This is a genomic window from Hymenobacter algoricola (genome assembly GCF_039539525.1).
Classification (GTDB): domain Bacteria; phylum Bacteroidota; class Bacteroidia; order Cytophagales; family Hymenobacteraceae; genus Hymenobacter; species Hymenobacter algoricola.
The window spans coordinates 1-11,455 of record NZ_BAABDH010000089.1 but is presented as its reverse complement, the minus strand read 5'-3'; the positions used below and the strand labels follow the sequence as shown (position 1 = coordinate 11,455).

Genomic DNA, 11,455 nt, shown 5'->3' with positions numbered 1-11,455 from the left:
GTATTGCCGAAGTTGTGCGGGCGCTGCCGTGGAGTATTTGTCCCATAAGTGTGTGCGAAATTCCAGCCCGGAAAATACACCATCTCTCCCTGGGACTATACATCTAAGCCAGTCGTCAAGAACAAACCCTTAAGCAATTGTGGATTCTTCATTGGCCTTCTAAAACACCGGCAAAGGTAGTATCCGTGTTCAGTAAAACGGTGGTGCCTTAAACGCGCTCCGTTCAGGGAAGCGAGCAAAACGGTAAATGCTACGTCATTCTCCTTGCTTTGCAGTGTTCACAAATATTTCGACCAGCCGAGCTTCCAGGTTTTGTTCCACTTCCCAACCATTGGCCCACGCGCTGGTGTCGAAACACCATCGGTCGCTGCCTTCGACCATCAGCGTGTCGTCCCATTCTTCCACTACCGGCCCCATGCGTCGCTGTACTTCGACTAAGGGCATGCCCAGGCATACGCCAGAAGGCAAGGTCGGTATAGCCGTCAAACACGCCGACCTGTTCCACCATCCCGTCCCGGGCCCATACTGCCACGGCCCCAAACCGGTATACCGTGACAGTAGATAACGTTTCAATTACAGGAGCAGGCGCGTAGCGCAGCACTTCTGCCACGGGCTGCCCCAACCGAATGCTAGCAGCTGAATGACCAGGGAGTATCGGCGCGTTTAAGTCCAGCATGGCACAAATATGAAGTGAGGACAGGTATAATGCTGGGAGCTCTCTGCGCTTCTAACACGTAAGGCGCGCAAGGTTTAGCAAAAGGGTGATTTAAACATGCCGCTAAGGTATTTCACATTCTGCCAAACGGTCGTTTGCAAGACGTAAAGTCTGAGACTTGAACCTCGCTTCCCGTACCTCAACGTACCACATTTTCCATTCCCGAAAACACCCCAACCAGCCTACCACCGGGCCTGGCGCAGCTTGTCGGGCGCCAGCACCCGCACATTTTTCGGCGTCAGCTCAAGCAGCCCGTCGGCTTTGAACTCGCTCAGCGTCCGAATCAGCGACTCGGGGGCCGTGCCGACCAGGGCGGCCATGTCGTCGCGCGAGAGCTGAATGCTGCCCGCCGGCCCGGCTTGCTCGTGCAGGCGCAGCAGCGTGTCGGCCACCCGGCGGCGGATGGAGCTATAGGCCATGGCCAGCAGCTGCGTTTCCCGCTCGCTCACCCGGCCCGCCAGCAGGCGGATGAACTGCTGGCCCACGGCGGGGTTGCGCAGCAGCAGCTGCGTAAAGTCGTCCTTGGGAATGTAGATCAGCTCCGCGTCGTCAACGGCCACGGCCGAGTCGCTGTGCGCGGTGTGCTGCAGCAACGGCAGGTAGCCAAAAAACTCGCCGGGGCCATAGAAGCCGGTTATCAGCTCTTTGCCGCCGGCGGTGGTTTTCACGGTTTTCACCCGGCCGGCCTGCACGAAGTACACCCGCGTGGGCTCGTCGCCTTCGAGGTACACGTCCTGCTTTTTGCGGATAGCGTGCACTTTGCGGTCGGCCGAGAGGCTTTCCAGGTTGCCCACGGCGCGGGCATCGTCCAGAAACTCGCCCAGGCCGCCCTGCTGCAGATCGTACTCCGGCTTGAGGTGCTGGAAGCGGTTGAGGCGGCCGGTAATGGCGCTCAGCAGCTCCGCTTTATCGAAGGGCTTGGTGAGGTAGTCGTCGGCGCCGAGCTCCATGCCGCGGCGCAGGTCGAGGCGCTCGGTCTTGGCGGTGAGGAAGATGAAGGGCACGCCCGCCAGGTGCTTATTCTGATTAAATATCTGGAGCACGCCGTAGCCATCGAGCACGGGCATCATAATGTCGCACACCACCAGGTCGGGCTTGGTGGCCAGGGCCTGCTCTACTCCGAGCTTGCCGTTTTCGGCCGTGAGCACGGCAAAGCCGGCCAGCTCCAGCAGCTCGGCGGTGTTTTCGCGGATAACCTCGTCGTCCTCAATCAGCAGAATGGTTTTCATAGGGGATAGTGATGGTGACGGTGGTGCCCAGGTTCAGCTCGCTGTGCAGGGCGATGGTGCCCCCCATCAGCTCCAGATACTTGGCAATGATGTACAGGCCCAGGCCGGTGCCCGGCACGGTGCTCACGTTGCGGGCCCGGAAAAACCGCTCGAACAGGTGCTGCTGGTCTTCCTGGGAAATGCCCACGCCCTGATCCTCCACGCGCAGCGTGAGCTGCCGGTCCTGGCACGCGGCGTGGACGTGGACGACGGTGTTTTCGCCGGAATACTTGATGGCGTTGGACAGCAGGTTGACCAGGATTTTGCGCAGCAGCGAGGCATCCAGCCGGATGAGGCCGGCGCACTCGCCCTCGCACTCGATGCGCTGGCCCGTTTTGAGCAGCCCCTGCACGTCGGCCACCGTTTCACCCAGCAGCTTCTCCATCTCCAGCGTAGCGGGGGTCGCCTCCACCCGGCCTTCCTCAATGCGACCCACCGACAGGAATTCTTCCAGGATGTCGTTCAGGTGCTTCACCGAGGAGCGGATGCGGGCCACGTGCCTGAGCTGCTTCTCCTTTTGCGGGCCCTGGGCGTAGTCGGCAATCAGCTCGGCCGAGGTAAGCACCCCGGTGAGCGGCGTGCGGAACTCGTGCGAGGCCATGCTCACGAAGCGCGACTTCATCTCCCCCAGCTCCTGCTCGGCGGCCAGGGCCTGGGCCAGCTCCTGGCCCCGCTTTTCCAGCTGCTCCAGCGTAATCATCAGGGCGTGGGTGCGGTCGGCTACCTTTTGCTCCAGGTCGGCGTTGAGGCGGGCCACGCGCTGGTGCTGGGCCACCAGCTCCTGCGCGGCGTCGTGCTTGGCCGTCACGTCGAGCACGTAGGCCACCACGTACAGCTCCTCGTCGAGGTGAAAGTAGCTCAGGCTCACCTCCACGGGGAAGTCGGTGCCATCCTGGCGCAGGCCGCGCAATACCCGGTGCTGGCCCATGCCGCGTACCTGCGGGTGGGCGTTGAAGCTCTCGCGCAGCTGCTGGTGGTGGCGGCCGGCGGCGTTGGGCACCAGCACCTCGATGCGCTGGCCTAGTAGCTCGGCCGGCGGGTAGCCAAACTGCTGCCCGGCCAGCCCGTTCGCTGACACGATATCACCCGCCTGGTTGCAGACGATGATGCCGATAGTGGCGTTGGTGAACACGGCCTCGAAGCGCCGCACGCTGTGGGCCAGCTCGCGCTCGGCCTGCTGCAGGCGGCTTTGCTCGGTGATGTGAATCAGGAAGAACGGCCGTTCGCCGTCCCGGAAGTAGGTCAGCTCCAGGTAGGCGCTGAGGGCCTCGCCGGTATGGCGCCGGATTTCCGCTTCCACGGCCCGGTGGCCGTCGCGTCGGGCCTGCTCGCAGAGGGCATCCCACTGCGCGCCGGTCCAGGGCGGGGAGCGCAGCGAATGGTCGGGGTCGGCCAGAAAAACTTCCTCGGAGGGGTAGCCCAGCAGGCGCACGCCCGCCGGGTTCACCTGCGTAAACCAGCCCAGGGCGGGGTCGTAGATGCCAAAGAATTCTTTGGCCTGCGTGTACAACAGCGCGGTCAGGGCGCCGGAGGAAAAGCTTGGAAGCATGGCAAAGCAGTAGGCCGGCACGGGTGGTTTACCGGGGCCGCACCGGCCAGGCGTTCCGGCAAGGTCGGCAGCAATACGTGCGAACCTGATAATTGTCAGCCGGCCGCCTGATGCGCATCATACGCGCCGCGGCCCGGCTTCGCTAATTTTGCCGCTACTTAAATTACCCGGGTCCGATGACAGCCACTCCTGCTCCGTCTCTACTGCCTGCCGAGGCCGCGATGCTGCTGGTGCTGCTGCCGCCCATCGGCACGGCCCCGCAGGTGCGGGTGGCCACGCTGGCGGCGCTGGCCGGCTTGCAGCGGGAGGTGGGCGCGGCTATCCGGGTGCTGACGGTAGACGAGGTGAGCCACCCCAGCGTGGTGCACAGCTTCCAGGCCACCGACCTGCCCTGCTTCGTGCTCGTACGCCAGGGCGTGGAGCTGCTGCGCCAGGGCGGCCTGCCCGAAGGCGAGCGTATTGGGTCGCTGCTGCTGGAAAAGCTGGGGCCGGTCTGCGGGGCGGCCAGCGACTAGCCGCCGGGTGTTTGGGAAGGCGTACGGGTTGTTTCGGCCTCAGGAAAGCCGTTTTTCTGGCCGCAACCCGCGCCGGCGGCGGCCCTCGCCCCACGGTTTGCTCCGCGGCCCACTATCCGCCCCGAACTGACGGAGCGGCTGCTGGAGTTTGTGGAAACCACGGCCGCGCACTAACCGAAAGGGGACGGTCTGCCTGGTGCCTGGCCGTGAACCCGGCGCCGCCGGTGGCAGCAGGCATGGGGCGAGAGAGTAGGAGGCCAGGCGCTTTTGCAGGGCCTCCCAGTGGGCGCGGTGGTCGGGGTAGAATGCCGGGAAATCTGGCACGCGAAAGAGCAGCGGAGGGTTTATTGGGCCAGGTGGCGCCTCAAGCCGTGGGGCGGCGGGCGTTTGACCAACTGAAAAGACCAGAAATCATCCGTTCACCGCAGTGGTATTGCCCGGCGGGAAGGCGTACCTTCCCCCGCCGGCTTTCGTCGGCGCTGCCGGCTGAGCCCGGCTCGCCGTTCCCCGCACTGGACACGTTTTTTCCGGAAGAGCAAAAACGTACTCCTGCGCGACGAATTCCCTTGGCTTGCCTGATCCCGGAGCAGCTTTCTCTTTCAGGCGCAAGGTCGGGGGCCACCTTGCCTGCTCATCCTGGTCCAGCTGTGCTTTTCGTCCGCACTATTACTCTCTCGCCTTATGTCCACTGCTACTGTTTCAGCCTTCGGCCAACTTACCACGGGGGACGGGGTGCGGCTCTACACGCTCACCAACGCGCGCGGGCTCCGGGCTGCCATCAGCAACTACGGGGGCACGCTGACCAGCCTGCTGGTGCCCGACCGGAGCGGGACGCTGGGCAACGTCGTGCTGGGTTTCGAGGCGCTAAGCGACTACCAGAGCCCGCCGTATCTGCAGGCAAATCCCTACTTCGGGGCCCTGATCGGACGCTACGGCAACCGGATTGCCCACGGCCGGTTTGCGCTCGATGGCCGGCAGTACCAGCTGGCCCAAAACAACGGCCCCAGCCATCTGCACGGCGGCCGCCAGGGGTTCGACAAAGTAGTATGGGCGGCCGAAACGGGCTCCGGCCCCGACGGCGCCACGCTGACGCTGACCTACCACAGCCGGGCGGGCGAGGAAGGCTACCCCGGCAACCTGGACGTGACGGTGGTTTACACACTCACCGACGACAACGCGCTGCGCATTGCCTACTCCGCCGTGAGCGACCAGGCCACACCGCTCAATCTGACCAATCACGCCTACTTCAACCTCAACCACGACGCGGGCACCGATATCCTGGGCCATGAGCTGACGCTGCGGGCCGGCCGCTATACCGTGGTCGACGACACGCTGATTCCGACCGGGGAGCTGCGCGCCGTGGCGGATACGCCGTTCGATTTTCGCACCCCGCACCCGATCGGGGCCCGGCTAAGCCAGGTGCCCGGGGGCTACGACCACAACTGGGTGCTGGATGCGGCGCCCGGCCCGGTGGCCGCTACCGTGTACGAGCCGGTTTCGGGCCGGACGCTGCACGTCGTTACCGACCAGCCGGGGGTTCAGTTTTACACCGGCAACTTCCTCGACGGCACGCTCACGGGCCGCCACGGCGTGCGGTATGGTAAGCACGCGGGCTTCTGCCTCGAAACCCAGCACTTCCCCGACTCGCCCAACCAGCCCGCTTTTCCCAGCACCATTCTGCGTCCCGGCCACACGTATCAGACCACCACGGAATACCGCTTCGGCGTGCAGGGCCAGCTGCGGGGTTAATGAACGATGCGCAGCTCGTAGTCGGGGCCGCTGCTGCCGGCCACGGCAAAGGCGCCCACGCGGCTGGGGCCGTAGCCCAGGTTTACCTTCACAAACTCGTCGCGCACGGGCAGCAGCCCGATGATTTCGCGGCGCAGCTCGGCCAGGCTGTCGTGCAGGTTGCGCAGGCGCTGCTCTACCTCGTCGGCGTGCTGGTCGAAGCTGCCGGTGGCGGGGCGCTGCTCAAACTCGCGGGCCGCCTGTTGCTCCGCGGCGTCATCGGTGGGCAGGGAGCGGGCTTCCACGGTGGCTTTGCGCAGCTCTTCCTCGGCTTCCAGGTAGGCTTTTACTTGGTCTTCGAGCGGAATCAGGGTGGGGTCGAGGTAGTCGAGGTTGCTGGCCATAGGAGGGAAGGACGCGGTATTTGGTTGTAGTCACCAACGCAGACCCGCGGCGGAAGGATGCGTTGAAGGGCAAAAAGCCGCCGGCCGGACCGGCGGCTCCCCCAAACTCCTGCTACCTTTGCCCCATGTCCCAAACTTCCCTGCCCGATCCGGTTGGCCACGCCCTGATGGCTTTTTTGCGCGGCAATAAAGCCGCGGCCCTGCAGGTGCAATGCAACGTCTCGGAGGACGAGGAGCTGCCGGCAAGCTACTTTTTCCGCTCCCTCTGGGAAATGCCCGAGCTGGAGCGCACCGCGCTGGAAGAGTGCCGGGGCCATATTCTGGATGCCGGGGCCGGGGCGGGCTGCCACAGCCTGGAGCTGCAAAGCCGGGGCTTTCAGGTGAAAGCCCTGGACGCCTCGCCCGGGGCCGTACAGGTAATGCAGGAGCGCGGCGTCCGCGCAGCCGCCTGCCACCACCTGTTTGATGCCCCGGCCGCCAGGGAGCGGTTCGACACGATTCTGATGCTCATGAACGGCTTGGGCCTGGTGGGCACACTCGACGGCCTGGAAAAATTCCTCACCCACGCCCGCACCCTGCTGGCGCCCGGCGGCCAGATTCTGGCCACCTCCTCCGACGTGAGCTACCTCTACGAGGATGAGGAAGGCGCCCTGGTCATCAACCTCAACGGCCCCTACTACGGCGAGGTGGAGTACCGCCTGAGCTATGGCGACGAAGCCAGCCGGCCTTTCGACTGGCTGTTTGCCGATGCCGGCATCGTGCAGGACTACGCCGAAGCCGCCGGCTACGAAGCCGAGTTTCTGGGCGAAGACGACCAGCAGCAGTTCCTGGTCCGCCTCACGCTGCGCAGCTAGCCGGAGGGCTGCCGGCGGCCGCAACAGCTGCCCGGAGCTACCGGGCTTGCCGCTGGATGGTGTGGCTGCTGGCTTCTCTGCTGCTTGCGGCCGGTTCCCCTTTGTTATTCTAACTCCTAGCTCCTGACTTCTGACTTCTCCGATGGACTACGCCAAAATCTACACCGTCCGCTGGGCCGATATGGACCCCAATGCCCACATGCGCCACTCGGCCTACACCGACTATGCCGCGCAGGTCCGGCTGGAGTACCTGGCCGAGCACGGCTTTACCATGCGGCGCTTTGCCGAGCTGGCCATGGGCCCGATTCTGTTCCGGGAAGACACCCGCTTTCTGAAGGAAGTCGGCATCAGCGAGGCCATCCGGGTGACGGCCGAAGCCGTGGGCCTGAGTGCCGACGGCTCCCGCTGGCGCATCCTGCACACCATCTTCAAGGCTGACGGCCGGGCCGCGGCTACCATTACCGTGGATGGCGCGTGGCTGGATCTGCGCCAGCGCAAGCTCATGGTGCCCCCCGCCGACATGGTGGAAGCCATGCGCCAGATGCCCCGCCACGAGTCGTACGCCGACATTGAGCGGCCGGCGAAGGACTAGGAGCAGGTATCAGGCCCGGTCCTGAGGCGGGGCTGCTGCGCACCTACCGGCCGCGTTGCCGGGCTCCGTCCGCACCGGCGGGCGCCGCTACCGCTTTGGTAATCCGCTCCAGCTGGCGCTGGTGGTGCAGCACGTGGTCGACCATGAAGTCCAGGGTCTGGTAGATGTTGAGCATGCCCGAGCGGGGGTGCTTGAAAATCATGCGGTTGAGCAGCGGGCTGGGAAACTCGTTGAGCGTGCGCTCCAGCTGCCGGCGCACCCGCTCCCACTCCGGCCGCAGCTCGGCCAGGGTCGGCACGGTGTCGGGCGTCAGCGCGGCCAGGTACCTGGGGGCTTTGAAGCGCAGAAACGGCAGCCGCAGCGCCAGGCGCAGCATCCGCGACTTGACAAACGTGAGCAGGCCGGCTTTGTCCAGCCCTTCGGCCTGCTGGACTTTCTTGTCGATGTACTGCCCGATGCCGGTTTCGGCCACCAGCAGGTGCTGCACTACCTGGTCGGCCGACCACTGGCCCGGACCGGGCACCTGGTGGGACTTGTCGCCCAGGGCCTGGGCCATGTCCAGCAAGCGAGTGGTGGCTTGTTCAAGTTGCTCCAGACGAAGGTGCAGACGGTGATTCATGGAACGGAGGTAGGCGGGGAGAAGGAGGGAGGTTCGGGCAAAAGGTACGTAAAATACCCACCCCGCGGCCATTGCCGAAGCCCGCGCCGCCGCGCCGGGGCCAGCGGCCGGCCTGACCAGCCTGATCCGCCTGTTACCTTAAGTGCGTCGTCTGCGTAAAGAGGCGCCCCTATCTGCTGTGTATTGCTACCGCTACCTACTTCTTCCCGCTTCGTCGCCCTGCGCCACCACGACTGGCCCCTGGTGGTCGTGCTCCTGCTGAGCTATCTGGTTTACCTGCCCGCTTCCGGCTACCCGGCGCTGGTCTTTGACGCCAGCAACTACTGGCACCTGACCGAGCGCTTTTTCCGGTCCGGCCACTTCCATCTGCTGGCCTACGACGACGGCCTGCGCGGCTACCTGCTGGCGCTGCTGAACCTGCCGGCCAAGGCCCTGGTCCACTTCACCGGCGTGGCGCCGCTGCTGGCCACCCGCCTCATGGGCGCCGCTACGGCCGCCCTGCTGTTTGGCTGGGCCGGCCCGGCCCTGTGGCGCCGGCTGTTTCCCGCGGTACCCCTGGCCTTGTCGGCACGGGGGGCGTTTGCTGCGCTGGGCTTCCTGTTCTGGCGCGACTACTTCAACTTTCCCCTGTCCGACTTTCCTGCGGTGCTGGCCCTGCTGGTCGGCCTGCGGCTGGTGCCGGGCGCCGGGGCCGCGCGCCTTGTTGTGGCGGGCAGCCTGCTGGCGGCGGCCGTCAATATCCGGCCGGTATACCTGCTGGCCGCGCCGGCGGTGCTGGTGCTGGCAGTAGTGGAGACGTCGGGCGCGGGTCGGCGCGGCCTGGCCGTGGCCGCGCTCCTGGCGGGCTTTGCCCTGGTAAGCACGCCCCAGCTGCTGATCAACGGGCGGCACCACGGGCAGTGGAGCCCGCTGGTGCTCTCACGCGACAACCGTTTTCCGGCGGCCAATCTGTACCTGTCGCAGCTGGGCTGGGGAGTGCTGCTGCAGAAGTACGAAACGACGCTCGACCCCGCAGTGCCCGGGCCCAAGCTGCTCTATACCGATCCGGCGGGGCAGGCATTGCTGCGCCAGGATTCCCTCCGCCACTTCCCGGGCTACGCGGCCTACCTGCGGGAAGTAGGACGCCGGCCGCTGGAATTCGCTGCCCTCTACGGCCGCCACCTGTTCAACGGGCTGGACGTGCAGTATGCCTCCCTGTACGTGCGGCGGGTGGCCGACCGGCAGCGGGCCCTGGCGCTGCTGCACTACTCAGTGTGGTTTGGCGCCCTGGTCGGGCTGGCCCATTCGCTCAGGAGCCTGCGCCGGCGGCACCTGCTGCTGCTGGCCAGCCTGCTGCCGCCCGCCCTGGTGACGGTGCCGATGGCCATGGAATGCCGGTTTCTGCTCCCGCTGCACTTGCTGCTCTACGCCGTATTCTGCTTTGGCCTGCTGCCGCACGCGCGGGCGGCCGCCCGGTGGTCGGGCCGGAAAAAGGTAGTCCTGATCGGGGCCTACGTGCTGTTTGTGGGCGCCTGCACCACGCTCTCGGCGCAGACCAGCGCGCAGCGCAGCTTCGATCTGCGGGTCCTGCGGGACCTGGGTGGGGCCGAGGAATAGCGCCAACGCACAGCGCCCCGACCACTGCTGGCCGGGGCGCTTTACGGAAGAGAAGAAGGAGGACGAAAAGCCGCCGCTACGCCTTCTGGTAAAGCACTTCCTTCACCGCCTGCACCGTGCGCGCCACGTTCGGCAGCGAAGCTTCGATGAGGGTCGGCGCGTAGGGCAGCGGCACGTCCATGCAGGTGATGCGGAGCACGGGCGCGTCGAGGTAGTCGAAGGCGCGGCGCTGCACCATGTAGGCCAGCTCCGAGCTGATGCTGGCCAGCGGCCAGGCTTCCTCCACCACCACCATGCGGTTGGTTTTCTTCACCGACTCAATCAGCGTGTCGTAGTCAATCGGGCGGACGGAGCGCAGGTCGATAACCTCGGCTTCGATGCCTTCCTTGGCCAGCTCGTCGGCGGCCGTCAGCGCAATCTTCATCATTTTGCCGAAGCTCACGATGGTCACGCTCTTGCCGGGCCGCACCACGTTGGCCTTGCCGATCGGAATCAAATATTCCTCTTCCGGCACCTCACCCTTGTCGCCGTACATGAGCTCCGACTCCATGAAAATCACCGGGTCCGGGTCGCGGATGGCGCTTTTCAGCAGGCCTTTAGCGTCGTAGGGCGTGGAGGGAACCACGACTTTGAGGCCGGGGCAGTTGGCGTACCAGTTCTCGAAGTTCTGGGAGTGCTGGCTGCTGAGCATGCCCGCGTTGCCGGTGGGGCCGCGAAACACGATGGGGCAGGAGTACTGCCCACCCGACATGGAGTAGATCTTGGCGGCCGAGTTGATTACCTGGTCGATGGCGACCAGCGAGAAGTTGAAGGTCATGAACTCGATAACCGGAATCAGGCCGTTGGCGGCCGCGCCCACGCCGATGCCGGCAAAGCCGAGCTCGGCAATCGGGGTATCAATTACGCGCTCCGGGCCGAACTCGTCGAGCATGCCCTGGCTTACTTTGTAGGCACCGTTGTATTCGCCTACTTCTTCGCCCATCAGAAACACGCGCGGGTCGCGGCGCATTTCTTCATTGAGGGCTTCACGCAGGGCTTCCCGGAATTGGATGGTCCGCATAGTCATTATGGGTTGACAGAAACTCGAAAGGTCAAGGCAAGAAAAAGCCGGCTCGAAACCGGCGGGTAAAGCTACGACGAGTAGGGCGGTTGGGCAAATGAGACTATTGGCCCTTTGGGTAAATCCCTTTTAATCTTCCGGCCCGCCATTCCTGCCGCGTCGTTTCAGCAATGAACCCATGAGTGCCACTACCGGCAGCCAGAACAGTCAAGACCTGCTCTGCTTTTGGGTGGTCACGTAGCAGCAAATAGCTGGCCGACCACAGGCGCTGGCCAACGTTTACAGATTCTGACCAACTGATAAGCAAATGAGTCATCTGGTTTGCTTCCAGCCACTTCAACGCAACGATAATTTGATGGTAAGCGAGGGTGCCAACTCGGTGTTCTCCTGATTCGTTTGCTTCCGCGTGTTTGGTGGTAGCGGGGCAAAACAGGGCAATGGCATCTCCCTGAGGGGCTTAGGAAGCAGAAGTCAAGAGAATGGGCGTAACTTACTGTTATGCAGCCTGCTAACCGCTACTATAAGTGCAGCAAAATTTCGACCCTTAAATTCCGT

General features: G+C 64.5%; 11 protein-coding genes. 5 read left to right on the top strand and 6 right to left on the bottom strand.

What is annotated here, in order from left to right:
• Positions 1-255: 255 nt before the first annotated feature.
• The 3 genes from ABD842_RS14395 to ABD842_RS14385 all read right to left on the bottom strand — a co-directional run bounded on the left by ABD842_RS14395 (position 256) and on the right by ABD842_RS14385 (position 3,532).
• Positions 256-444 (bottom strand): hypothetical protein, encoded by a 189-nt coding sequence (locus ABD842_RS14395; protein ID WP_345115271.1) that lies wholly within the window; start codon positions 442-444, stop codon positions 256-258.
• 453 nt (positions 445-897) lie between these two features.
• Entirely contained in the window at positions 898-1,944 is a 1,047-nt protein-coding gene (locus ABD842_RS14390) for a response regulator (RefSeq protein WP_345115268.1), read from the bottom strand.
• A complete protein-coding gene (locus ABD842_RS14385; protein WP_345115266.1) occupies positions 1,922-3,532 on the bottom strand; it encodes a sensor histidine kinase in 1,611 nt (536 codons plus the stop codon). The genes ABD842_RS14390 and ABD842_RS14385 overlap by 23 nt, the downstream gene beginning before the upstream one ends.
• 176 nt (positions 3,533-3,708) lie before the next feature.
• Here ABD842_RS14385 and ABD842_RS14380 point away from each other — a divergent pair, with 176 nt between their 5' ends.
• Together ABD842_RS14380 and ABD842_RS14375 are read left to right on the top strand one after the other, a co-directional pair.
• Positions 3,709-4,047: a thioredoxin gene (locus ABD842_RS14380; RefSeq protein ID WP_345115264.1), complete on the top strand. Its 339-nt coding sequence runs from the start codon at positions 3,709-3,711 to the stop codon at positions 4,045-4,047.
• 681 nt (positions 4,048-4,728) lie between these two features.
• Entirely contained in the window at positions 4,729-5,796 is a 1,068-nt protein-coding gene (locus ABD842_RS14375) for an aldose epimerase family protein (protein ID WP_345115261.1), read from the top strand.
• On the opposite strand, the gene ABD842_RS14370 is transcribed toward ABD842_RS14375, so the two are convergent.
• On the bottom strand, positions 5,793-6,179 hold the full coding sequence (locus ABD842_RS14370; protein ID WP_345115258.1) for a hypothetical protein: 387 nt from the start codon (positions 6,177-6,179) through the stop codon (positions 5,793-5,795). The genes ABD842_RS14375 and ABD842_RS14370 overlap by 4 nt on opposite strands.
• 125 nt (positions 6,180-6,304) lie before the next feature.
• Here ABD842_RS14370 and ABD842_RS14365 point away from each other — a divergent pair, with 125 nt between their 5' ends.
• Together ABD842_RS14365 and ABD842_RS14360 are read left to right on the top strand one after the other, a co-directional pair.
• Positions 6,305-7,033, top strand: a complete 729-nt coding sequence (locus ABD842_RS14365) for a class I SAM-dependent methyltransferase (protein WP_345115255.1) — start codon at positions 6,305-6,307, stop codon at positions 7,031-7,033.
• A gap of 142 nt (positions 7,034-7,175) precedes the next feature.
• Entirely contained in the window at positions 7,176-7,625 is a 450-nt protein-coding gene (locus ABD842_RS14360) for an acyl-CoA thioesterase (RefSeq protein WP_345115252.1), read from the top strand.
• A gap of 43 nt (positions 7,626-7,668) precedes the next feature.
• Here ABD842_RS14360 and ABD842_RS14355 read toward each other — a convergent pair whose 3' ends face one another.
• Positions 7,669-8,244 carry a DinB family protein gene (locus ABD842_RS14355; protein WP_345115249.1) on the bottom strand — a complete coding sequence of 192 codons (576 nt, stop codon included), beginning with the start codon at positions 8,242-8,244 and terminating at the stop codon, positions 7,669-7,671.
• Between the two features lie 183 nt (positions 8,245-8,427).
• On the opposite strand from ABD842_RS14355, the gene ABD842_RS14350 reads away from it, so the two are divergent.
• On the top strand, positions 8,428-9,840 hold the full coding sequence (locus tag ABD842_RS14350) for a hypothetical protein (protein WP_345115246.1): 1,413 nt from the start codon (positions 8,428-8,430) through the stop codon (positions 9,838-9,840).
• 76 nt (positions 9,841-9,916) lie between these two features.
• Here the strand turns inward: ABD842_RS14350 and ABD842_RS14345 are convergent, their stop codons facing one another.
• The gene (locus ABD842_RS14345) at positions 9,917-10,900 is read right to left on the bottom strand and encodes a pyruvate dehydrogenase complex E1 component subunit beta (RefSeq protein ID WP_345115243.1); all 984 of its coding nucleotides are present in this window, start codon (positions 10,898-10,900) and stop codon (positions 9,917-9,919) included.
• Positions 10,901-11,455 lie beyond the last annotated feature (555 nt).

Coding starts and splice junctions, on each gene's coding strand:
- ABD842_RS14385 (WP_345115266.1), bottom strand. CDS start 3,532: ATGCTTCCAAGCTTTTCCTCCGGCGCCCTGACCGCGCTGTTGTACACG.
- ABD842_RS14365 (WP_345115255.1), top strand. CDS start 6,305: ATGTCCCAAACTTCCCTGCCCGATCCGGTTGGCCACGCCCTGATGGCT.
- ABD842_RS14360 (WP_345115252.1), top strand. CDS start 7,176: ATGGACTACGCCAAAATCTACACCGTCCGCTGGGCCGATATGGACCCC.
- ABD842_RS14345 (WP_345115243.1), bottom strand. CDS start 10,900: ATGCGGACCATCCAATTCCGGGAAGCCCTGCGTGAAGCCCTCAATGAA.
- ABD842_RS14395 (WP_345115271.1), bottom strand. CDS start 444: ATGCCCTTAGTCGAAGTACAGCGACGCATGGGGCCGGTAGTGGAAGAA.
- ABD842_RS14355 (WP_345115249.1), bottom strand. CDS start 8,244: ATGAATCACCGTCTGCACCTTCGTCTGGAGCAACTTGAACAAGCCACC.
- ABD842_RS14375 (WP_345115261.1), top strand. CDS start 4,729: ATGTCCACTGCTACTGTTTCAGCCTTCGGCCAACTTACCACGGGGGAC.
- ABD842_RS14390 (WP_345115268.1), bottom strand. CDS start 1,944: ATGAAAACCATTCTGCTGATTGAGGACGACGAGGTTATCCGCGAAAAC.
- ABD842_RS14370 (WP_345115258.1), bottom strand. CDS start 6,179: ATGGCCAGCAACCTCGACTACCTCGACCCCACCCTGATTCCGCTCGAA.
- ABD842_RS14380 (WP_345115264.1), top strand. CDS start 3,709: ATGACAGCCACTCCTGCTCCGTCTCTACTGCCTGCCGAGGCCGCGATG.